The following is a 21,061-nucleotide window of genomic DNA, read 5'->3' as shown; positions in this document are numbered from 1 at the left end:
ACGACTCGCGCCGCCCGTAAGCCGGTCGTCCACCGGACGCCTCCGGGCAGCCTTGAGCGCCCGTTCAGATCCGCGTGATTCCGCAGCTCTTGTGTCGAGGGGTGCCGACCAGGCATTGCCAGAAGCAGTATGCACAAACCCCGGAAATTCGGGGAGGTTTGTGCAGTCACTTTCCAAAAATGGCGGCCGAGTCCGGCGAGGCGCCTCAGTTCTGCAGCAGCCCCGTGGTCCGGTACGGAATCACCTCACGCAGGAACATGCTTGTGGACGTGCGCACGATTCCCGGGCATAGCCTGATCTCTTCGGACACCCGGTAGAGATCGTCCGGGCTTGTCGCGACCACGCGGATGATGAGGTCGGTGTCGCCGGCCGGAGCATGGCATTCAAGCACCTCGGGGATGTTGCGCAGGGCCGCGATCGCCTCGTTCAGCCTGCTCTGATCCAACTCCGCGCTCACGGCTGCCGCGACGCCCCGTCCGAGCGCGGAAGGCAGCACGCGGCTGCTGTTTGGACGCAAAGCGCCCGACGCCGTCATGCGCTCCAAGCGCGACTGGACCGTCCCGCGCGCCAAGCCCAAGCGCTGGGCGAGGACCATGATCGGCACCCGGGGGTCGTCGTCGAGCGCGGCAAGGATGCGCTTGTCCGTTGAGTCCAATTCCTGCATAGCTGCCGCTTTCTGCCTAGTCGCCGAAGGTTCGGCTGGTCAGAATGTCCAACCAGGTCCCATTCTCCCGCACAATTCCGCCCCGAACCCCGCAGCCGGGAGCCGGCAATCCGCGAACCATGGTTGCGAATCATTTACATGCCCGTAACGGGAAACCCTTGACGGCATGAATTTAAAACGCGAAACTCTTCTCATATGTGATTGACGTCTCAAGACGATCGACGCCCTCAGCGCCGGTTCTTGGGAAGAAACCAAAGGCGAAGAAAATGGCAACAACACTCGAACTCACCGTCCGCACCGCATCCTGGACCCGGCCGCCCCGCGAACTGGTCCGCGCGTTCGAAGCGTTCCCCGTGGCGAACATCGGTGACGCCATGGAGCGGCTGGGAATCGTCGACGGCGGAATCAGCCCGGTCTGGGAAGGCGCCCGCTGTGTCGGCTCGGCCCTCCCCGTCCTGGGCGCCGCGGGAGACAACGCCGCCGTCATCGAAGCGCTGAACTACATCCAGCCCGGTGACGTGGTGGTGATCAACGGCTTCGGCCACGAACACCGCGCCCTCGTGGGCGAGCAGTTGTCCCAGCGATTCGAAGCCGCGGGCGCCACCGGCGCGGTCATTGACGGCTACATCCGGGACCGCGCCACCATCACCGAAATCAAGTTCCCCGTCTTTGCCCGGGGTGTCACCCCCGCCGGTCCGTTCAAGAACGGCCCGGGTGTCATCGGTGAACCCGTAGCAATCGGCGGAATCGTCTGCTCGGCGGGCGATATCGTCGCCGCCGATGACGACGGAGTGGTCATCATCCCGCAGGCCCGTGCCGCCGAAATCCTGGAACGAGTCATCGCAGTGGCCGCGCACGAGGCCGAGATGACAGCGGAAATCACCCGCGAATATAGCTAGCGCTTTCTCCCACCCCAGCCCCCTCATAGACTGAAAGCACCCACCATGACAAAGCAATCGACGGACTCAGTGGAACTGAACACCGCTCAAATCAAAGTCGTAACCGCTGACGGCAGGATGGTGCGCAAAGCAACCTTTGCCGGCACCATGGGTTCCTTCGTGGAATGGTACGACTACGGCATCTACGGCCTGCTGACCACGTACCTGGCCATGAACATCATGGGTTCCAAGGACGTCGGCTCCTTGCTCCTGACCAACGTCGGCTTCCTGGTGAGCTTCCTGGCCCGCCCCTTCGGCAGCGTCATCTGCGGTTTCCTAGGTGACCGGCTGGGCCGCAAGAATCTGCTCGCCGTCCTCCTGCTCCTCATCTCCGGGGCCACCGCCTGCATTGGCCTCATCCCGTCCTACTCGGTCATCTTCTGGGCCGCTCCGGCCTTGCTGATCCTGTTCCGCATCCTTCAGGGCTTCTCCGCGGGCGGCGAAGTGGCAGGCGCCATGGCCTTCGTGGGCGAATACGCCCACAACAAGCACCGCAACTACTCCATGAGCTTCATCGCGGTCGGTTCCTTCTGCGCCCTGCTTTTCGGTAGCGCCCTCTCCGCCGGCCTCATCACCACCCTCGGCGACTCGACCATGCAATCCTGGGCGTGGCGCATTCCGTTCCTCTTCGCCCTGCCCTTGGGCTACGTCGGCTTCTACATCCGCTCCAAGATGGAAGACACCCCGCACTTCGCGGCACTCCGAGAGCGCAACGAGGTGGAACGCAACCCGCTGCGTACCGTCTTCACTTCCAAGCGCCACCTTAAGGCCATCGCCCTGACCATTTTCCTCCCGGCACTGAACGGTCCCGGTTACTACCTTCTGTTCGCCTACATGCCCACGTACCTGAAGACCCAGCTTGGTGCAGGCAACAACTTCACCATGCTCCAGGCGCTCCTTGTCACTGCCGTCAGCCTCGTGGCCATCATCATCTCCATCCCGCTCATGGCCCGCTTGTCCGACCGCATCGGCCGCAAGCCTGTACTGGCTCTCTCCGCCGTGCTCATGGCACTGGTTTCGTACCCGATGTTTGCCATGATCACCACCGGAAACATGCCTCTGGCCTGCGTTGCCACTGTCGTGATGGCCATCGCATTCTCTGGTCACGCCGCCGTCGTCCACACTGTGCTGACCGAAATGTTCCCCACCACGGTCCGTTACAGCGCGTACAGCATCGGCTTCAGCATCAGCACTATCATCTTCGGCGGCAGCGCACCGTTGGTCATGACTGAACTCATCAAGGCCACCGGCAACAGCATGGTTCCCGCCTACGCCTCGATCGGCACGGCCATCATCACGCTCGCCTCGGTCTTCTTCCTGAAGGAAACAAAGGGCCAGCCCCTGCAGACGCACTAGTAACGGACCACCAGAACCCCGACGGCGGCGGTCGCCCGCCACCGAAACGGCAGCCGCCGCCGTCGAGCCCTCAGCAACACAACAGAACCCCTTGAACAGGAACAGAAGCGGGAGTCACCTTGAGCATCAATTCAGTCGCCGTCGTCGCAGACCTCGGCGAAAGCTACGGCAACTACACGATCGGCGACGACGACGCCCTGCTGGGCCTCGTCACTGCCTCCAACATCGCCTGCGGTTTCCACGCCGGCGATCCGCGGGTCATGGATGCCACCGTCAAGGCCTGCGTGGAACGCGGCATCGAACTCGGCGCACACCCCGGTTACCCGGACCTTGTGGGCTTCGGCCGCCGCCTGATCGAAGCCAGCGAAGAAGAAATCCGGACCGACGTGCTCTACCAGATCGGTGCCCTGGACGCGTTCGCGCGCATCCACGGGGGCAAGATCAGCCACGTGGCACCGCACGGCCGCATGGGCAGCATCGCCCAGACCGATGCCAAGCACGCCCGCGCCATCACGGACGCCATCAAGGCCTACGACCCCTCCTACATCGTGATCTGCCAGAACGGCCTCCTGGCTGATGAATCCCGCAAGCGCGGCCTCCAGGTTGGCTACGTCTTCCTCGCGGACCGCGGCTACGGCGAAGACGGCATGCCCGTCTCCCGCAACAGCGAAGGCGCACTCCTGCACGACCCCGAGGAGATCGGCCGCCGCGTGGTCCAGGTGGTCACCGAGGGGACCGTCCGCGCCGTCACCGGCAAGGTGGTCCCGCTCGGCCACGATGCCGACGTCGTGCTCCTCCACGGCGACCACCCGCAGGTCCTCCAGAACGGCACCGCCCTCCGCGCGGCCCTGGACAAGGCAGGCATCAAAGCCGCCGGACTGCAGGAAGTCCTCGCCGAAAAGGCCCGGCTCGCCACGGTCTGAAGCTGAGCAACCCGGATCCATCACCCGTACCACCGAGCAGGACTCATGACCACGCACACAGCATCCGCGGAGCGGCTGCACCACCCGCCCGAACTGGAAGCCGAGCCATTCGGCGATTCAGCCCTCATGCTCAGGGTCAAGGACGACGACGCCGACTTCCGCCGGGCGGCGGGCAGCCGGCTCCGCGATGTGCTGCTGGAGGTCCGGCCGTACGGGGTGGTGGACATCGTGGCAGGCGTTGAGTCCTTGTTGGTCGAGTTCGATTGCCTGGCTGTGACCCACAAACAACTGGCCCAGACCATTCGTTTGGCTGTTGCCGGCAACAGCCTGGAACCGGGGGCCCATACCGCCTCGCAATCACTTTTCGTCATCCCGATGGTGGTCAGCGAGGAATTCTCGCCGGACCTTCCGGGAGTCGCCCAGGAATTGGGAATGAGTCCGGAGGCAGTGCTGCAGCAGTTCCAGTCTTCGGTGCAGACCATCAACCTGTTGGCTGCGGCCATGGCTCCCATGATGGGCGGCGTGCAATTCCCCGGCCAAGTCAGCCGCTGCGTCGAGCCGCGGACCAACGTGGAACCCGGATCCGTGATGGTTGCCGGCACCAATGCCATCATCCAGCCGTTCCCCGGGCCGAGCGGCTGGAAGGTGATCGGCCGGACTCCGCTCACCATCTGCGACATCCGGGAAGATCCCGCGACGTCCTACAGGCCGGGGGATCTGGTGCGCTTTGAGGTTGTTCCGGAGAGCGAATGGGCGCGGCTTGAAGGCAAATTCCTGCGGGCCTCGGACGGCACAACCTCGGACGGCACTCCCTCGGACGGACCGGAAGGGGGTAACAGTGACCTTCCCTGAACGCGCGATCAGCATCAAAGTAAGTGAAGCCGGCTGGCTGTCCACGTTCCAGGACCTGGGCCGCGAGAATTCCGAGTTCATGGGCGTCCCTTGCGGGGGTGCGGCGGACCAGCACTCTGCGGCGGTCGCCAACATCCTGGTCGGAAACAGCCGTAAGGCCACGTGCCTGGAAATCATGGGAGGACGGTTCGCATTCACCGCCACGCACAACGTGATGTGCGCCGTGACCGGAGTCCCGGCGGAAGTCACCGTTAACGGCGATCCGGTCGCCATGTGGGAGCCCCTTTGTCTTCCGGCGGGGACCCGGGTTGTGCTTTCCAAAGCCCGCGGCGGCATGCGGAACTACTTGGCCTTCAGCGGCGAACTGGAAACTGCCCGGTTCATGGGCAGCGCCGCGCCGGAATCCCGCATGGGCTTCCCGCAACAACTCGCCTCAGGCCAGACGCTCACCCTTCACAGCCGGTACCGCGGATTCACGCACCCGTTCCTGACCCAGCCCCTGTTCCGGCTGCCTGTTCCGGCGCCGGACTTCAGCCCGGATGTGTGGACTATCGACGTCGTCGACGGCCCTGAAACGGACCGGACCCCCGGTATCCGGAAGCTCCTCAGCTCCAGCCACTACACAGTGGGCGCCAAATCCAACCACGTGGGCCTGCGTTTGGACGGGCCGGTGGTGCATCCAGAGGGACTCGGGGAAATTGTGTCCCACGGTGTGCCGATCGGGGCGTTCGAAATCCCGCATGGCGATGAGCTCATCATCCTGGGCCGCTCGCGGACACTTACCGCCGGCTACCCCATTGTGGCAGTGGCAGCTAAGGCTTCCTTGTCCATGTTGGGCCAGGCCAGCCCTGGCCGAAAGATGACCTTCCGCTGGATCAGCAACACCGAGGCGGTGGAGCAATACCGTGAACAGCAGCGCCTCGTGGCGCATCTGGAAGATCGCGTGCATTCCCTTTTTGCCGCCGTCGGGCTCCCCGTCCCCGCAAGTTCCGCAGCGGCGTCCTCGCCGAGTCCCGCCGCGGCGTGACGCTCCGGCCCTAGGAAACACTTGACCATCAACTCCTGAAGTGAGAAACTCTTCTCATATGTGATGAGCATCTCAAATGATTCACACTAAGAACGCAAGGAACTGAAACCATGGGACTTCTGGACGGCAAGCTCGCGATCATCACCGGCGCCGGGACTGGCATGGGACGCTCGACGGCGGCCCTGCTAGCAGCCGAGGGTGCCGCGGTGGTGCTGGTAGGGCGGCGTGAAGACGTGCTGCAGGAACTCGCTGCGGAAATCGTCGCCGACGGCGGCCGCGCCGCCGCCCGGGCCGCGGACATCACTTCCAAAGACGATGTGGACGCGCTGCTGGACTGGATCCACGAGAATCTGGGCCAAGTGGACATCCTGGTCAACAATGCCGGAAGCGCAAGCAAGGTCCTCAACGTCCGCTGGATCAGCCAGGCGGAGTGGAACGACGTCCTTGACGTCAACCTCAACGCCGTCTACCTGCTCAGCCAGGCGGTCCTTCCGGACATGCTGGCCCGCAAGACCGGAACCATCATCACCGTGTCCTCGCTCGCTGCCGTGAACCCCAACCTCTTGGGTGGTGCCGCGTACGGTGCGGCCAAGGCCGCCGTCCGGAACTTCATGACGTACCTCCACAACACCTTCCGCAACGACGGGCTGCGCGCGGTGACCATCCTGCCCGGAGAAACCGCCACGCCCATCCTGGACAATCGCGCCCGCCCGCCCCGCGCGGAGGAGCGCGATGCCATGGTGCAGCCCGAGGACGTGGCCCGCGCCATCCACCTCGTCGCCACGCTGCCCCAGCGCACCGTGGTCCAGGAACTCGTCATCGCCCCCACGATCCAGCGGGATACCTCCGGCGACATCGAGATCAGCCGCTGGGCCGGAGCCCCCGCCGACCAGTCGCCTACCGACGAGGCACCACAGCGATGAAACCCCGCAGACTCTACGCGCCGTCCTCCGGAGCAACCACCAAGGGGCCCGGCCCCGCGCAGACCGCCGCCAGAACAACCTCAGCAACCACCCAGATCAGGACCCTCATGACACTCGAGCCAGCCACCGCCGTCGCCGATTTCCAGCCCTCCGAAGCTGTGCAGCGCATCCAGCGCACATCACTGCGCGTTCAGCAGCCCCAATCCAAAGGTGACCTCGTCTCCTTGGCCATGGGCGAACCGGACTTCGACACCCCGGCCCAGGTTCGAGCAGCGGCCGCCCGCGCCCTCGAGGACGGCTTCACCCACTACTCGCCGTTGCTTGGCGAGCTGGTGCTTCGCGAGGAGCTGGCTGCCCGTATCGGCCAGCTCCTCGGCGGAGTGGCCAGCCCCGGCGACGTGCTCATCACGCAGGGCGGCACGGCCGGCCTGTCCGCGGCGATCCTTGGCATCGTCAACCCGGGCGATAAAGTGGTCATCCCGGACCCTACCTATTCCCTGTACGCGGACCTCGTCAGCATGGCCGGGGGCATCACCGTGCCGGTGCCGCTGGCCGATGACCTGCACTGGGACCTCGAGGCACTGGCCACCGCGCTTGAGGGCGCCAAGATGTTCGTCTTCTGCAACCCCTCCAACCCCACCGGAATCGTCCACTCCCGCCGCGAACTCGAAGCCCTCGCCGACATGGTGGCTGGAACCGATACCCTGATCCTCTCCGACGAGGCTTACAGCGACCTCGTCTACACAGCCGAACCCTTCACCTCCGCACTGGAAATCGAAACCCTGGCCGGCCGGACCATCTACTGCCAGACCTTTTCCAAGAGCTACGCCATGACCGGCTGGCGCGTGGGTTACCTCTGGGGCCCGTCCGACGTCATCGCCTCAGCCGCCCGGGTCCACAACACCTTCAACGGCTCTATGAACCAGGCCGTGCAGTATGCCGCGTTGACCGCCCTGAAGACGTGCGGACCGGACATCGAACGCATGCACGCTTCCTATGCCTTGCGCAGGGAGCTCATGGCGAGCGGCCTCCAGCAGATTCCCGGCCTCACGGTCAGCTCGCCAGAAGGCGCGTTCTACCTTTTCCCGAAGTACGACGTCGAGCTGCCGGCGGCCGCGATGGTGGCTCACCTGCGCAACCACGGAGTGGCCGTCCGTCCCGGCAGCGAGTTCGGCCGGAACGGCGAGTTCCACCTGCGCTTGTCCTACGCAGCCAGCTCCGAGGCCATAACCGTCGGTGTGGAGCGCTTGGCGGCCGGTCTGGCCGAGCTCCGGTGAGTGCCGCGGACGTGGCCAGCGTAGCGCCTGCCGCTCAGGCGCTACGCTGGAATCTGACACGGAAGGGGGCGCCCATGCGCAGCGACACCCAACGCAACCGCCGCCAGCTGGTACGAGCCGCCGGGAAGCTCTTCGCCAAGGCCAAGGGCCCGGTGAGCATGACGGACATAGCCCGTGAAGCCGAAATCTCCCCGGCAACGGCCTACCGCCATTTCGCGTCGGTGGAGGACGTGCTGGCCGCGTTTCGCTTCGGCGTTGGCGAGAAGCTGCGCGATTTCAGCGTGGCCCAGACAACGTCCGGAGTGGAACTGCTCGAGAGTGTCAGCCGGCATTGGGTGGGTCTCGTCATCAAGCATGGCGGCTCCATGGTCCACACCCGCTCCGGCGAGGGATACCTGGCCCGTCTTCGCTCCGGTGCGTACTACCTGACCATCCAGGCCGAGGCTTTGGAGCGGCCACTCCGGGAGGCTTGTGAGGAACTCGGCCTCCCGCCGCTGGGGGACGAGGCCATGTTCCTGTGGAACATCCTCTTTGACCCCCGTGAAATTTTCGATCTGCTCAACACGGTCGGCCTGGACAAGGACCAAGTGTCCACGAAGCTGTGCGCTGCGCTTCGGGGAGCCATGGCAGCGTGGGCCGCTGCAGAGCCAACTTCGGCAAAGTGACCATCGCCTGTTCATCTTCTGGACAGGAATTGGTCAGATTGACCAGTGTCAATTGAGTCTGTTGCACCAACTGCAGTGTTCCTGTTGAAATTGTGGCAACGAGGGGAATGGCTACCGCCGGACCCCGCAGGCTACGGATCCCCCGGTACACCACCCGGCCACCCGAAACACCGTCCCGCAAAGACGCAGCCGCTGATTGACTCTTGTTCACGCATCGTCTTTCCGCACCCCGCCGGGGCTGTCATCACAGCGGCCGGCACCATCATAAGAGCCCCTGAGCCACCGAACGCGTTGCGGTAGCTGAGGGGCTCTTGTGCTGTCCGGGCATGTTCTCAGAGAGGCTGGATCAACACCGCGACATAGTCATATTCATCTTGAGAGGCGGCGGTCCACTCGACCTCCACCAGATCACCGGCTTCGAGGGACCTGTATCCGCCTGATTGCTGTATGACCGAGAAATGCCCGAAGCATTTCTTCCCATCGGGAAGAATAAGTTCCCCCAACCTTCTTCGGCTTTCCAGAAGGAAACCGTCGCCTTGACTCGAGCTGAACTCAATGTTGGTCCTCTCTTTGGAAGCTAGACGCAGGTAATTGTCCCAGTGGCCCGCACCCTCGCCGGAATCCTGCAGGCGCGCCCGGCGACGCATAGTCTTGTGCCATGACTTCGGCTGGCCGCTTCGCACCGAGCCCCTCCGGCGAGCTTCATGTGGGCAATCTGCGCACCGCCATGCTTGCGTGGCTCTTCGCCCGCTCCACGGGCCGCGACTTCCTGCTGCGCGTCGAGGACCTCGATCGCGCGCGGGCCGGTGCCGAGGAAGTCCAGCTCCGCGACTTGGAAGCCATCGGCGTGACGTGGGACGGCGCCGTCGTTCGCCAGACGAACCGTTCCGGGCTCTACAACGCCGCGATCGAGCGGCTGACCGACGCCGGGCTGACATACGAATGCTTCTGCACACGGCGCGAGATCCAGGAAGCGCCATCCGCCCCGCACGCTCCGCAAGGCGCCTATCCGGGGACGTGCAGGAACCTTTCGACGGCGGAGCTCGAGATCCGCAGGGCCTCGCGTCCGGCTGCCATTCGCCTCCGCTCCGAAGCCCAGGAATGGGCTGTGGAGGACAAGTTACACGGGCCCTACACAGGCATCGTGGATGACTTTGTGCTCCGACGGAACGACGGTGTCACCGCCTACAATTTGGCCGTGGTGGTGGATGACGCGGAGCAAGGCGTGGACCAAGTGGTCCGCGGCGACGACCTTCTGTCCTCCACCCCCCGCCAGGCCTATCTGGCCTCGTTGTTGGGCTTGCCCGTTCCGGAATACGCGCACGTCCCCTTGGTGTTGAATCGCGACGGCGCCCGGCTGGCCAAGCGCGACGGTGCGGTGACACTAGGCGACCTTGCCGCCGTCGGACTGTCCGCCGGGGAGGTGCGGGACGTGATCCTGGGATCGCTCGGGTTGCCGGAAGGTCCGCTCGGTGACGCCTTGGATAGTTTTGACCCGGCCAGTTTGCCCCGCAAGCCGTGGGTGTGGAGCGGCCATCAGCAGTCGACCCTCCGGAAAGGAGCCTAAGTGCTGGCCTACGTGCTGACCCGCTACGGCGGTGCCGACGCAATGGAGCTGCAGGACGTCCCCAAGCCGATTGCCGGTCCGGGCGAGGTCCTGGTCAGGGTGTTTGCCGCAGGCCTCAACCCTGTGGACTACAAGCAACGCGAAGGTGCCGTGCGTGTGATCACCAGGCCGAGGCTGCCTTTGGTGGCTGGCAGTGAGCTGGCCGGGATCGTTGAAGCCGTGGGACCCGGCGTCACGCGCTTTTCCACAGGAGACCGGGTGTTTGCCCGCGTGGACAAAGCCCTGCTGGGTGCCTTTGCCGAGCACGCCGCGGTCCATGAGGATCTTGTGGCCCTCATGCCGAGGTCGCTCAGCTACAGCGAGGCCGCGAGCCTTCCCCTGGCCGGCCTCACCGCCTTGCAGGCACTACGTGATGAACTCAAGGTCAAACCGGGAACCAAGCTCTTCATCTCCGGAGGCGCAGGCGGAGTGGGAACCCTCGCCATTCAACTGGCCAAATACTTTGGCGCCGAGGTGACCACCACTGCGTCTCCCCGTGGAGAAGAGCTAGTGCGGCGGCTCGGGGCGGACGCCGTCGTCGACTACACAAAGGAAAACCTGGCCGAAGTCCTGAGTGGCTTCGACGCGGCGCTGGACCTGGTGGGCGGGGAGACGCTGGAGCAGACGTTCAAGATCCTCAAACCGGGCGGCAAAGTGGTCAGCATCGCCGGCATGCCCGAACCGCAGACTGCCTTGAAGGATCTTGCCGCCCCGGCCTGGATGACCGTGCTGTTCTGGGCCATCAGCCTCGGGATCCGTGGCCGTGCCCGCGACGCGAAGGTCCGGTACCGCTACCTGTTCATGCACCCCAGCGGCGAGGATCTGAAATTCCTGGCACGCCTGGTGTCCGAGGGAAAGCTGGAACCGGTGGTGGACAGCAGCTATCCGCTCGAAAAGATCGCGGACGCCTTCGCCGCATTGGAGCAGGGACGCGCCAAGGGCAAGATCGTGGTGACCATGGACACCCGCTAGGCTGTCCGGGTGGATGCACAGACGATTGCCCCCGGATTCGAGCCAGTCGCCGAACTCTTTGGCCGCTACCTCAGTGAGGACCCGGAATATTCAGCACAGCTCGCGGCCTACCACCGCGGCGTCAAAGTTTTGGATATCAGCGGTGGACCCCACCGCCGCCCGGATTCTGTGACCGGGGTCTTCTCTTGCTCCAAGGGCGTGTCCGGACTGGTCATCGCACTGCTGGTCCAGGAAGGCCGCCTGGATCTCGACGCAGAGGTGGTCAAGTACTGGCCGGAATTCGGCGTCGAAGGAAAAGCCACGATTACGGTGGCGCAGCTGCTTTCGCACCAGGCAGGACTGCTGGGTGTTGAGGGCGGCCTTACTCTTGCGGAATACAACAACTCCGAACTGGCAGCGGCCAAACTCGCGCAGTTGCGGCCACTCTGGAAGCCTGGGACCGCGTTTGGGTACCACGCGCTGACCATCGGCGTCTTCATGGAGGAGCTGTGCCGCCGAATCACGGGGTCGACGCTCCAGGAAATCTACGAGCAGCGGATCCGTTCCGTGACGGGCGCCCACTTCTTCCTGGGGCTTCCTGATTCCGAAGAACCCCGCTATGCCACCCTCCGCTGGGTTGCCGACCCCTCCGCTCCGTGGACCGACCCCGCCAGCCACTTCGGCCTTTCGGCCAACTCGGTGGTGGGTGACATCCTGGACCTGCCCAACGTCCGCGAGGTTCGGGCAGCGGGCCTGAGCTCCGCCGCCGGCGTTGCCAGTGCCGAAGGCATGGCCCGCGTTTACGCCGCGGCACTCACCGGGCTTGCCCCGGACGGCGACCGTCCCGCCGTCGCGCCCCTCCTCAGCGAAGAGACCATCCAGGCCGTCACGGCCGAACAGGTCTTCGGCATCGACCGGGTGTTCGGCGAGACCAGCTGCTTTGGCACGGTGTTCATGAAATCGCATGCACGCTCGCCATACGGCAGCTACCGGGCGTTCGGGCACGACGGCGCCAGCGCGTCTTTGGGGTTCGCTGACCCTGTGTATGAACTCGCGTTCGGGTACGTGCCGCAACAGGCCGAGCCGGGTGGAGCTGGGTGCCGCAACCTCGAGCTGAGCGCCGCCGTGCGGAAGGCAGTCGCCGAACTGGCTCAGTAGGATGAAAAATCACCTTCACCGCTGAAACAACCCCGGTCCTTCCCGAGGTGGCGCACAACCGCGTGTGACGGGACCCTGCCGAACTCTTTCTCTCCTCTACCCACGCATGCCGCGTCGGCTCTTGGCTATGTTCCCCAGCCCCCACGAGCATGTGCACTTCACTGTTCCCGGAATCTTTTTTGATTTTCCGCGTCATGAATCGCGATTGCCGAGTACTAGGAAGCATGGACGTGCGGGGTTCGCGTTCCTGGCTATTTCGGGTCGCGATGCAGTAGGGCGGGGGCAACAGTGGACATTGATGAAGAGCCGGATCTGCTTGCCCGTGTCCGGGCGGGGGATCCGGAGGCGATGGCAGTGTTGTACGAGCGCTACCGGGAACCGGGGCTGCGGTTCGCCAGCGGGCTGATGGGTGGTGTGCAGGATGCCGAAGACGTTCTGCACGATGCCTTCGCGAAGGTCGTGCGTGCCATCCAGAACGGAAACGGGCCCACCGATGTTTTCGGGGCTTACCTGTTCACCTCGATCCGTTCGGCGGCGAATACGTTCTGGAAGAAACACGGGACCGAGCGGCCGGCACCCGTCGAGGATCTGGTACGGGAGGTTTTCGATGATCCTGGCCTTGAATCGGCATTGTCGTTGCATGAAAGAAAGCAGATCGCGGTGGCGATGCGTTCGCTGCCGAGGCGCTGGCGCCTGGTGCTGTGGTACGCGGAGGTTCTGGAAGAGAAGCCGAGGGACATCGCGCCGCTTATGGGGATCGGGGCGAACGCGGTCTCGGCCCTTCTAATCCGTGCCAGGGCTGGGCTGCGCGCGGCTTATGAGCACCAAACCACAACCGGACCGACCGTCTCGGCCGCCGGCGCATGAACCGCATCTTGAGGAGAGCATGAACACCCGAACCTTCCCGGACCCTTCCAAGCGCGAGAATGCGGTTGTGGCCGTGGACGCGGCTGTGATGCGCGATCTTGCCGATAATTACACCCTGTACGAGCAGGCCCTCGGCGAACTCGGGGATCCGGTCAGGGTGTTGAACATGGCTGGCGATGTCCTGGCGGCTGTGCGCAGGGTTCTCACCGACGCGGGCAGAGGCAGAAGATGATCGATGTCCATCTCGTGGTCTATCTGGGCGTGCTGGTGCTCTTCCTTGGTTGTGCCGCCGCGATCGGTCTTGTCGTGGTCCTGGTCCTCACTATCGTGGCCGTCGTCCACGGCATCCGCGGGCGCCGCAAACACCCCTCCCCGGTCCGCGCCCCTTTCCAGGGTGGTGCCCATGTGGGTACCTGCGTGGGCAGTGACGGCCAGAAAGGGTTCTGGCGTCAGGATTCCTAGCCTGGGCGGTTACCTTAGTGTGCAGGCCTACCCAGCCGTCCGGAGACTGCCCCCGTTAACCCCGGACGATGACCTGCCCACCGGGTGCCTGCGTGAAGAATCAGCCAGCACCCCGGGCGGCACCCGCAAGACTGAGACCCAAGGGTGCCGCCCATCCCAAACCATAAGACCTTTCACTCCCGTCGTCCGTCCACGAGTCGCGGCATTCCCAGCGGGTTCTCCTCGCGGAGGGCCTCAGGCAGCAAGTGCTGTGGGAAGCCCTGATATGCGACCGGCCGAAGGAACCGTTCGATCGCGGCTGTTCCCACTGAGGTGCTGCCGGCCGCCGTCGTCGCCGGGTAGGGACCGCCGTGCTGCTGGGCATAGGTGACCGAGACGCCAGTAGACCACTGGTTCCAGATCACCCGTCCGGCCTTGCGTGCGAGGATCTCCACGAGATCGTCTACACGGCAGGAATCCGTGCCGTGGATTGTCGCGGTCAATTGGCCCTCGAACGTCTCAGCGATCAGCGGAAGCTGGGACTCGTCGTCGTACGCCACCACCACGGCGGTGGGGCCGAAGCACTCGGCCTGGAGTGCGTGCGGTTCGGCAAGCATGTCCGTGGCTGTGGTCAGCAGGAGGGTAGGGCTCGGCGGGTCCGCGAGGGGATCAGTGCCCTGGACCAGGACTTCCAGCCGGGGGTTGGACTGCAAACCCTGCAGGCCCTCGAGGTAGCCGGACTGGATCCGCTCGTTGAGGAGAGGCGCGGCCGGCGGGAGGACGGCGCCACGCAATGCATCCACAAGCCCTGAACCAGCCGGGACGAACAGCGTGCCGGGCTTGGTGCAGAACTGTCCGGCGCCAAGCGTGAAGGAACCGACGAAGCCCTCGGCAATCTCCGGGCCGCGCTCTGCGGCCGCGGCCTCGGTGACGAAGACGGGGTTGTTGCTGCCCAGTTCGCCGAAGAAGGGGATGGGTTCCGGGCGTGAGCTCGCGATGTCGAAGAGTGCGCGTCCGCCCGGAATGGAACCCGTGAAGGCACCGGCCTTGATGCGCGGATCGCGCAGGGCGGCGGCTCCGGCGGCGGTGCCGGTGATGAGGGCGAAAGTGCCGTCGGGAGCGCCTGCGGAGGAAAGTGCGGACGTGACAACCTCGGCGGTGAGCAAGGAAAGTCCGGGATGGCCGGAGTGGGCCTTGAGCAGCACGGGGTTGCCGGCAGCAAGTGCCGAGGCAGTGTCTCCACCCGCCACCGAGAATGCGAACGGGAAATTGCTGGCCGCGAACACGACCACAGGCCCTACGGGTGCCAGTACACGGCGAATATCCGGCCGGGGAGCGCCCATGGGCCAATCGGCGTCGGCGTGGTCGATCCGGGCGTCAAGGTAACCGCCGTCGCGTAACAGCTCCCCGAAAAGGCGCAGCTGGAACGTGGTTCGCTTGAGCTCGCCGCGGAGGCGGCCCTCGGCCAGGCGGGTCTCGCGCTGTGCCACGGGGAGCAATTGGTCTGCGGCGGCGTCGAGGGCGGCGGCGACGGCGTCTAGCAGCGTTGCGCGTTCGGCAGGCCGCAAGGCGGCGAGCGGCGCCGCGGCGGACTGGGCCGCAGCGAGGAACGCTTCCAGCTCGGCGTCAGTAGTGGGCGTTACGGCGCTGGCGTTGGATTGCTTGCCGGGCGTGTTTTGGGCGACGGTGGTCATGCTCGGTCTCCTTTCAGGAGGGGGTTCGTGGGGTCTTCGATGTCAGGGACCAGCGCCGCGAGCTCGCCGATGCCCACGGGCGCTGCGAGGGGCCGTTTGGCGACGCCGGAGAGGGACTCGGCGGTTGGCGAAGCGCCCGGACCTGCGCCAAGGCAGGCCGACGCGAAGCCGCACACGCGGCCTTGGCACCAACCCATTCCGGCGCGGGTGAAGGACTTGAGGGTCCTGGCATCGCGGGCACCCAGGCTTTCCCGGGCTTCAGTGATCTGGCCGGCAGTGACTTCTTCGCAGCGGCACACGGTGGTCTCCGGGGTGAGCCAGTCCTGCCAAGCAGCGGGAACCGGATGCGCCCCGTGCATCGCCTCTGCGAAGCGGCGATGCCGTGCGGCGGTTTTCTCCTGCACAACGGGGCCGCCCGCTGCGGCAGTGCCGGCCGTGATGCCCTCAAGGACGGCCAATGTTGCCCCGCCGACGCCGGTGACCTCGCCCGCGAGATAAAGGCCCGGGACGCTGGACTGCTGGCGCTCATCGACGACTCCGACCAGCGAGCCGTCGGCGTCGAGCCGGGTTTCGATGCCGAAGGACAGGGGCAGTTCCATCTGTGGCGTGAAGCCCCAGCCGAAGCCCACCACGTCCACGTCTTCGTAGATGCGCTCTGTGCCTGGCCTGACGTTCCCGTCAGCATCGACCTTGGCCGTCCTCACGCCGGACACGCGATCCGTACCGAGGACTTCGGTGACGATGCTGCGCGTGCGGTACGGAATCCGGTGCCGGGCGAAGACTGCGGCGTACTCCGCCCCCTCAAGTGCTTTCTCCGGCACTCCCACGGCAGCATGCAAATGCGGCAGCCAGGCGGTGGGGGAGGAAGACTCGAGCACCGCGAGGACCTTGCCGCCGGCCTCGGCGATATTCGCGGCAACCGGGAGCAGGAAAGGGCCGGTTCCGGCGATCAGGAAGCGCTTCCCGGGCAGAATTCCGTTGGCCTTGATGAAGGCCTGGATGCCGCCGGCGGCCATCACGCCGGGGAGATCCCAGCCGGGAACCGGAAGCTGGCGGTCGTAGCCGCCGGGACAGAGGACCAGGCGGCGCGCGACGACGGTTTGGGCACCGGCGGTGGTTGCGTCCGAAGCGGCATCCGGAGCGACCCCCGCGACGGTGGGCGTCGTGCGCAAGGTGAAGCCGGCGTCGTCGTCTTGAGCTGGCTGGTTTCGCTGTGCCATCCAGACCTGGAGTCCGGGAAGGTACGTGATTCGTCCTTGGTGGCGGGCGGCGTCGAACCTCGTACGGAGGTCAAGGTAGCTCTTCCACCCGTGGTGCCCGCGGCCATCCGGCACCGGCACCACGGTCTCGGGCCGGTGCCGCCAGAACTGGCCGCCCGGCTGGGCGCCTGCGTCCACGAGCACCACGGTGGCTCCGGTTTCGGCGGCCGAAACGGCTGCGGCAAGACCGGCGGGACCCGCGCCAACGACGGCGACGTCCGCGCTGACGATGGGATTCATGCTAGTCCTCCGGGTTCTTCCGAGGGGTCCTCCGGGCAGGATCCTGCAATTTCCATGCCCTCGCGAACCTCAACAAGGCACGCGCGCTGGTTGGCGGCGCCATCGACCGTCAACAGGCAGTCGAAACACACGCCGATGCCGCAGAACAGCCCGCGCGGCCTCTCCCCTTTGCGGGTGCTGCGCCAGGCTGTGATGCCTTGCGCGGTCAACGCGGCGCCGACGCTCTGGCCCGGAGCCGCTACAAGCGGGCGCCCATCAAAGCTCACGCGAACGACGCCGGCGCTTGGGGGCGCCCCTGCGTCGCCTCGTGTTGGGGTGCTCATGCGCTGGCCTCCTCTCGGGGTTCTGGGGACTGGGGTTCTGCGGACTGGGGTGAAATGGAGTGGGGAACACGGTCGCCGAAGCGGGCCGGAGCGAAGGGTGAGAGGTCGAGGTCCGGGGCTTGGCCAACCAACGCCTGGGCAAGGAGCTTGCCGGTCCCCGCGGAGAGGCCGATCCCGGCCCCTTCGTGGCCGGCGGCATGCCATAGCCCGGGAGCGCGCTCGTCGTGTCCGATCACGGGCAGGTGGTCCGGGCAGTACGGGCGGAATCCGTGGTAGTGCCGGATGGCTTTGACATGCTCCAAGAAGGGGAACAACGCGGTGGCGTTGCGGGCCAGCAGGCTCAGTGCGTTCGTGCTCACGGTGCGGTCGAAGCCCACCCGTTCACGCGAGGAGCCAATCAGGATGGTTCCGCTGGGGGTGCCCTCAACCACCGGCGATGCCTGCAGGCCGGCATCGGAACTGCCGACATTGTCGATGTACTCGGCGGCGTAGACCTTGTGGTGAACCATCGGAGGGAGGGGCTCGGTGACCATGACGAAGCCGCGACGGGGGAGGACCGGCACGCTGACCCCGGCCATTGCGGCGAGCTCGCCCGCCCAAGTGCCCGTACAGTTCACCACGGCGTCCGCGGAGAAGTCTCCGCGGGGAGTCTTGACGCCGGTGACACGGTTGCTGCTACGCAGGAAGCCGGTCACGGGAGTGTCCGCCAGGAATCGTGCTCCGGCCTCGGTTGCAAGCCGGACGAGGTGGGCAGCGACGAGCATTGGCTGGACTTGGCAGTCCTCGGAGTAGCGTGCGCCGCCCAGGGCTTCGCGGGAAATATGCGGTTCGGCTTCGCGCAGCGCATCTTGGTCCAGTTCCTCAACGGCCACGCCATAGCCGGTCTGCACGGCCATGACGCGATTCAAAGAAGCCAGGCTGCTCTCGCGTGAGGCCACGATGATCCCGCCCTTGGATTCGAACTCCCAGAGCTTCTTGTGTTCGCCAAGATCCCCGTGCCAGACCCCCAGGGAGTAGCGCGTGAGCTCGAGCTCGGGGCCGAGTTCCTTGTCAGAGACGAGGATGTTCCCCTCGCACGCGGATGAGGTTCCGCTCGCAGGCAGGCCCTTGTCGATAACGGTGACCGTGAGGCCCTGCCGCGCGGCGAAGTAGGCGGTGGCCGCCCCGATGACCCCGGCACCGATGACGAGGACGTCGCTGCCTTGGTTCATGTCTGTTGCTCCTCGGGTGGTGCCTCGTTCTCGCCGGTGGCCCAGAGCCCCCGGGCGTGGCCGATGTGGCGGCGCATGAATTCCTGCGCAGCGGCCCCCTCGCCGGCTTCCACGAGGTCAAGCAGTTCGTGGTGTTCCTGGGCCGAGTCGGCAAGGCGGTTGCTCTCGCTCAAAGTCTTGAGTCCGTACATGCGGGTACGGGTGCGCAAGCTGGTGGCTAGTTCAACGAGCTGCTTGTTGCCCGAATAGCGGAGCAACTCGGCATGGAAGTCCCGGTCGGCGGCAAGGTAACCGGCCAGGTCTCCCTCGCGCGCCGACTCGACGATGTTGTCAGCCAGTGAGCGCAATACGGCTATGCCAGACGGTGGGACCGTTCCGGCGACGTCCGCCATGACCGGCGGCTCAATCAGCAGGCGGATCTGGGTGATTTCGTCGAGTTCACGATCGCTCATGCTGGTGACGCGGAAGCCCTTGTTCTTCACTGTTTCGACCAGGCCTTCGCGAGTGAGGTCCATCATCGCCTCGCGCACCGGAGTGGCCGAGACGCCGAAGGCCGCACCGAGAGCCGGCGCCGAATACATGGTGCCTTCCTCGAGGGTGCCGGCGATGATTGCCGCGCGAAGCGATTCAGTAACGGACTCGCGGAGGCTTCGCTGGCGGCCCAGGGGCGCGATGGGAAGCTTGTTGCTGGCTGGCACGGTGGGCACTCCTTGTGCAGGCGTCATGGTCTGGTGCCTCCTTCATACACCAAGGCCGCCGTTACGAGGTCCTCCCATGCCATGCCCACTCCCGCGTACAGGCAGGGCCGGCCCGGAGTCCGTTCGAACTCGCCTTTGACCAGCTCCCGCAGGTTGGCCGGACGGATCGTCTTCCATTCCTCGACGCTGCGGGCAGGAATAAGGTCTCCAGCTTCCCGCCACGCCGAGGCCCGCCCCTCCACCACGACGTCGCTGCGGAGCACGAGGGATGCATCCACCTCACGTGCGTCCAGCCCGTGCTGGCCCACCGCGGCGACCACGGCACCTGGAGCCACGAGACCGCCGTCGAACACCGGAGTACGCGACGACGTCGTGCAGAGCACCACATCGGCACTGGATACCCCTGCCGGGCTCGCCGGACGGACCTCGATTCCCTCGGACGCAAGCTTCTCGACGAGAACCTTCACGCGCTCGGGGCGCTGGCCGACGACGGCGAAGCTCGCCGCCGGGAGCACGGCGCTCGCCGCCCGCAGGTGGTTGAGGGCTTGGACGCCCGACCCGAAGACGAGCACGCGCGGCGTCTCCGGGGCACCGGTTCCGCTGTCGGGAGCGGCGGCGAGAATATGCTTCACGGCGAGGAGGGTGGTGGCAGGAGTGCGGATGGCCGTGAGCTCGTTGCCATCCATGACGGCGAGGGGAGCCAGGGTGTCAGAGTCGAGCAGCAGGTAGACGCCTTGGATCTTCTCAAGTCCCCGCGCCGGGTTTCCAGGGGCAACCGTGAGGGCCTTGACCCCGCTGTAGTGTTGGCCGATCCCGGGCATGAGCAGGAACTCCCCGCCCGGAGCGGGACTGAAAATCCTGGGGCTGTCCTCCTCCGGGTCCACGCCATCCAGGAGTGCCCGCTCGAGGGCGGCGATCGCCGTCGTCCACGGGGCGGCCGCCCGCACCGCCGCCGCATCAAAGTAGGGGAGGGTCACAGCAGGAACCCTTCCGGGAAAGGATCGGTGGGATCGAGGAAATACTGGGCCGTTCCGGTCAGCCAAGCCCGTCCAGTCACGGTGGGGACCACCGCGGAGTGCCCTGCCACCTCGGTCTCTTCCACCAGCCGACCGATGAAGCGCGAACCAATATAGGACTCGTTGATGAAGTCTGTGTCCAAGGCGAGTTCGCCGCGCGCGTGCAGCTGCGCCATCCGAGCGCTAGTGCCGGTGCCGCAAGGGGAGCGGTCGAACCAGCCGGGGTAGATGGCCATGGCATGACGGGAGTGCTCCGCCGTGGAACCAGGGGCCTTGAGGTACACGTGGTGGCAACCGCGGATGTCCTCGCGCTCAGGGTGGACAGGCTCGTCGTCGGCGTTGATGGCGTCCATGATGGCGAGACCGGCCTTGAGGAGATCGTCCTTTCGGGAGCGCTCGAAGGGCAATCCGAGGCTGTCCAGGTCCACGATCGCGTAGAAGTTGCCGCCGAAAGCCAGATCGTAAGCGACGGTGCCGTAGCCAGGGACCTCGACCGCCGCATCCAGTCGGTCCACGAAGGAAGGCACGTTGCGGATGGTCACGGACTCGGCATGCCCGTCCTTCACCGCCACCTCGGCGACCACCAAGCCGGCCGGGGTGTCGAGCCGGACGGTGGTGACCGGCTCGACTACCTCGACCATTCCAGTTTCCACCAGCACTGTTGCGACGCCGATGGTGCCGTGCCCGCACATCGGCAAGAGCCCGGAGACCTCGATGAAAAGGACGCCGAAGTCCGCATCCGCTCGTGTGGGAGGCTGAAGAATTGCCCCGCTCATGGACGCGTGGCCTCGCGGCTCGGTCATGAGGAGGGTGCGGATCCAATCGCTGTTCTCCATGAACCACAGCCGGCGCTCGGCCATCGTGGCGCCGGGGATCGTTCCGATGCCACCCGTAATAACGCGCGTGGGCATGCCCTCGGTGTGTGAGTCCACGGCGTGGAAGATGCGGCTGGTTCTCATGCTTTCCTTCTCC

Annotated in this window: 22 protein-coding genes; 14 read left to right on the top strand and 8 right to left on the bottom strand. The window is 65.6% G+C overall.

The genetic code is table 11. The features are described from left to right. Positions 1 to 205 precede the first annotated feature (205 nt). The gene (locus tag ACX5I4_RS20260) at positions 206 to 664 is read right to left on the bottom strand and encodes an Lrp/AsnC family transcriptional regulator (RefSeq protein WP_461838248.1); all 459 of its coding nucleotides are present in this window, start codon (positions 662 to 664) and stop codon (positions 206 to 208) included. 266 nt (positions 665 to 930) lie between these two features. On the opposite strand from ACX5I4_RS20260, the gene ACX5I4_RS20255 reads away from it, so the two are divergent. The 14 genes from ACX5I4_RS20255 to ACX5I4_RS20190 all read left to right on the top strand — a co-directional run bounded on the left by ACX5I4_RS20255 (position 931) and on the right by ACX5I4_RS20190 (position 13,669). Then, positions 931 to 1,563: an RraA family protein gene (locus ACX5I4_RS20255; RefSeq protein WP_184741514.1), complete on the top strand. Its 633-nt coding sequence runs from the start codon at positions 931 to 933 to the stop codon at positions 1,561 to 1,563. Between the two features lie 45 nt (positions 1,564 to 1,608). Continuing rightward, the gene (locus tag ACX5I4_RS20250) at positions 1,609 to 2,958 is read left to right on the top strand and encodes an MFS transporter (RefSeq protein WP_461838247.1); all 1,350 of its coding nucleotides are present in this window, start codon (positions 1,609 to 1,611) and stop codon (positions 2,956 to 2,958) included. A gap of 119 nt (positions 2,959 to 3,077) precedes the next feature. Continuing rightward, a complete protein-coding gene (locus tag ACX5I4_RS20245; protein WP_284756054.1) occupies positions 3,078 to 3,881 on the top strand; it encodes a LamB/YcsF family protein in 804 nt (267 codons plus the stop codon). Positions 3,882 to 3,926: 45 nt separating this feature from the next. Then, entirely contained in the window at positions 3,927 to 4,733 is an 807-nt protein-coding gene (locus tag ACX5I4_RS20240; protein WP_461838246.1) for a 5-oxoprolinase subunit B family protein, read from the top strand. Next, positions 4,720 to 5,760 carry a 5-oxoprolinase subunit C family protein gene (locus ACX5I4_RS20235; RefSeq protein WP_461838245.1) on the top strand — a complete coding sequence of 347 codons (1,041 nt, stop codon included), beginning with the start codon at positions 4,720 to 4,722 and terminating at the stop codon, positions 5,758 to 5,760. Before ACX5I4_RS20240 ends, ACX5I4_RS20235 begins: the two co-directional genes overlap by 14 nt. A gap of 110 nt (positions 5,761 to 5,870) precedes the next feature. Next, entirely contained in the window at positions 5,871 to 6,683 is an 813-nt protein-coding gene (locus ACX5I4_RS20230; RefSeq protein ID WP_461838244.1) for an SDR family oxidoreductase, read from the top strand. Next, positions 6,680 to 7,960 carry a pyridoxal phosphate-dependent aminotransferase gene (locus ACX5I4_RS20225; protein ID WP_461838243.1) on the top strand — a complete coding sequence of 427 codons (1,281 nt, stop codon included), beginning with the start codon at positions 6,680 to 6,682 and terminating at the stop codon, positions 7,958 to 7,960. The genes ACX5I4_RS20230 and ACX5I4_RS20225 overlap by 4 nt, the downstream gene beginning before the upstream one ends. 74 nt (positions 7,961 to 8,034) lie before the next feature. Further along, positions 8,035 to 8,625, top strand: a complete 591-nt coding sequence (locus ACX5I4_RS20220; RefSeq protein WP_268020064.1) for a TetR/AcrR family transcriptional regulator — start codon at positions 8,035 to 8,037, stop codon at positions 8,623 to 8,625. A gap of 658 nt (positions 8,626 to 9,283) precedes the next feature. Then, positions 9,284 to 10,192, top strand: a complete 909-nt coding sequence (gene gluQRS / locus ACX5I4_RS20215; protein WP_461838242.1) for a tRNA glutamyl-Q(34) synthetase GluQRS — start codon at positions 9,284 to 9,286, stop codon at positions 10,190 to 10,192. Continuing rightward, the gene (locus ACX5I4_RS20210; RefSeq protein WP_461838241.1) at positions 10,193 to 11,203 is read left to right on the top strand and encodes an NADP-dependent oxidoreductase; all 1,011 of its coding nucleotides are present in this window, start codon (positions 10,193 to 10,195) and stop codon (positions 11,201 to 11,203) included. A gap of 9 nt (positions 11,204 to 11,212) precedes the next feature. Continuing rightward, entirely contained in the window at positions 11,213 to 12,340 is a 1,128-nt protein-coding gene (locus tag ACX5I4_RS20205; protein ID WP_461838240.1) for a serine hydrolase domain-containing protein, read from the top strand. Between the two features lie 288 nt (positions 12,341 to 12,628). Further along, complete coding sequence (locus tag ACX5I4_RS20200) at positions 12,629 to 13,207, top strand: RNA polymerase sigma factor (protein WP_461838239.1); 579 nt, start codon at positions 12,629 to 12,631, stop codon at positions 13,205 to 13,207. Between the two features lie 19 nt (positions 13,208 to 13,226). After that, positions 13,227 to 13,439, top strand: a complete 213-nt coding sequence (locus ACX5I4_RS20195; RefSeq protein WP_461838238.1) for a hypothetical protein — start codon at positions 13,227 to 13,229, stop codon at positions 13,437 to 13,439. After that, on the top strand, positions 13,436 to 13,669 hold the full coding sequence (locus tag ACX5I4_RS20190) for a hypothetical protein (protein ID WP_461838237.1): 234 nt from the start codon (positions 13,436 to 13,438) through the stop codon (positions 13,667 to 13,669). Before ACX5I4_RS20195 ends, ACX5I4_RS20190 begins: the two co-directional genes overlap by 4 nt. 173 nt (positions 13,670 to 13,842) lie before the next feature. Here the strand turns inward: ACX5I4_RS20190 and ACX5I4_RS20185 are convergent, their stop codons facing one another. Genes ACX5I4_RS20185 through ACX5I4_RS20155 form a run of 7 tightly spaced genes read right to left on the bottom strand, consistent with a single transcriptional unit; the run spans position 13,843 to position 21,048 of the window. Further along, complete coding sequence (locus tag ACX5I4_RS20185) at positions 13,843 to 15,342, bottom strand: aldehyde dehydrogenase (NADP(+)) (RefSeq protein WP_461838236.1); 1,500 nt, start codon at positions 15,340 to 15,342, stop codon at positions 13,843 to 13,845. After that, on the bottom strand, positions 15,339 to 16,841 hold the full coding sequence (locus tag ACX5I4_RS20180; RefSeq protein ID WP_461838235.1) for an FAD-dependent oxidoreductase: 1,503 nt from the start codon (positions 16,839 to 16,841) through the stop codon (positions 15,339 to 15,341). Before ACX5I4_RS20180 ends, ACX5I4_RS20185 begins: the two co-directional genes overlap by 4 nt. Then, positions 16,838 to 17,164, bottom strand: coding sequence for a (2Fe-2S)-binding protein (locus ACX5I4_RS20175; protein WP_461838234.1), 327 nt, complete (start codon positions 17,162 to 17,164; stop codon positions 16,838 to 16,840). Before ACX5I4_RS20175 ends, ACX5I4_RS20180 begins: the two co-directional genes overlap by 4 nt. After that, a complete protein-coding gene (locus tag ACX5I4_RS20170; protein ID WP_461838233.1) occupies positions 17,161 to 18,375 on the bottom strand; it encodes an NAD(P)/FAD-dependent oxidoreductase in 1,215 nt (404 codons plus the stop codon). The genes ACX5I4_RS20175 and ACX5I4_RS20170 overlap by 4 nt, the downstream gene beginning before the upstream one ends. Next, on the bottom strand, positions 18,372 to 19,100 hold the full coding sequence (locus ACX5I4_RS20165; protein ID WP_461838232.1) for a GntR family transcriptional regulator: 729 nt from the start codon (positions 19,098 to 19,100) through the stop codon (positions 18,372 to 18,374). The genes ACX5I4_RS20170 and ACX5I4_RS20165 overlap by 4 nt, the downstream gene beginning before the upstream one ends. After that, positions 19,097 to 20,050, bottom strand: coding sequence for an ornithine cyclodeaminase family protein (locus ACX5I4_RS20160; RefSeq protein ID WP_461838231.1), 954 nt, complete (start codon positions 20,048 to 20,050; stop codon positions 19,097 to 19,099). Before ACX5I4_RS20160 ends, ACX5I4_RS20165 begins: the two co-directional genes overlap by 4 nt. After that, a complete protein-coding gene (locus tag ACX5I4_RS20155) occupies positions 20,047 to 21,048 on the bottom strand; it encodes a proline racemase family protein (RefSeq protein ID WP_461838230.1) in 1,002 nt (333 codons plus the stop codon). The genes ACX5I4_RS20160 and ACX5I4_RS20155 overlap by 4 nt, the downstream gene beginning before the upstream one ends. Positions 21,049 to 21,061: the final 13 nt, after the last annotated feature.

It is taken from the genome of Arthrobacter sp. MMS24-S77 (assembly GCF_054888235.1).
This window is presented reverse-complemented; position numbering and strand designations above follow the sequence as displayed.

Bases quoted from the DNA above. Each gene is read 5' to 3' on its own strand.
- ACX5I4_RS20260 (WP_461838248.1), bottom strand. From the start codon at position 664: ATGCAGGAATTGGACTCAACGGACAAGCGCATCCTTGCCGCGCTCGAC.
- ACX5I4_RS20255 (WP_184741514.1), top strand. From the start codon at position 931: ATGGCAACAACACTCGAACTCACCGTCCGCACCGCATCCTGGACCCGG.
- ACX5I4_RS20250 (WP_461838247.1), top strand. From the start codon at position 1,609: ATGACAAAGCAATCGACGGACTCAGTGGAACTGAACACCGCTCAAATC.
- ACX5I4_RS20240 (WP_461838246.1), top strand. From the start codon at position 3,927: ATGACCACGCACACAGCATCCGCGGAGCGGCTGCACCACCCGCCCGAA.
- ACX5I4_RS20230 (WP_461838244.1), top strand. From the start codon at position 5,871: ATGGGACTTCTGGACGGCAAGCTCGCGATCATCACCGGCGCCGGGACT.
- ACX5I4_RS20225 (WP_461838243.1), top strand. From the start codon at position 6,680: ATGAAACCCCGCAGACTCTACGCGCCGTCCTCCGGAGCAACCACCAAG.
- ACX5I4_RS20220 (WP_268020064.1), top strand. From the start codon at position 8,035: ATGCGCAGCGACACCCAACGCAACCGCCGCCAGCTGGTACGAGCCGCC.
- gluQRS (WP_461838242.1), top strand. From the start codon at position 9,284: ATGACTTCGGCTGGCCGCTTCGCACCGAGCCCCTCCGGCGAGCTTCAT.
- ACX5I4_RS20195 (WP_461838238.1), top strand. From the start codon at position 13,227: ATGAACACCCGAACCTTCCCGGACCCTTCCAAGCGCGAGAATGCGGTT.
- ACX5I4_RS20190 (WP_461838237.1), top strand. From the start codon at position 13,436: ATGATCGATGTCCATCTCGTGGTCTATCTGGGCGTGCTGGTGCTCTTC.
- ACX5I4_RS20185 (WP_461838236.1), bottom strand. From the start codon at position 15,342: ATGACCACCGTCGCCCAAAACACGCCCGGCAAGCAATCCAACGCCAGC.
- ACX5I4_RS20180 (WP_461838235.1), bottom strand. From the start codon at position 16,841: ATGAATCCCATCGTCAGCGCGGACGTCGCCGTCGTTGGCGCGGGTCCC.
- ACX5I4_RS20175 (WP_461838234.1), bottom strand. From the start codon at position 17,164: ATGAGCACCCCAACACGAGGCGACGCAGGGGCGCCCCCAAGCGCCGGC.
- ACX5I4_RS20170 (WP_461838233.1), bottom strand. From the start codon at position 18,375: ATGAACCAAGGCAGCGACGTCCTCGTCATCGGTGCCGGGGTCATCGGG.
- ACX5I4_RS20165 (WP_461838232.1), bottom strand. From the start codon at position 19,100: ATGACGCCTGCACAAGGAGTGCCCACCGTGCCAGCCAGCAACAAGCTT.
- ACX5I4_RS20155 (WP_461838230.1), bottom strand. From the start codon at position 21,048: ATGAGAACCAGCCGCATCTTCCACGCCGTGGACTCACACACCGAGGGC.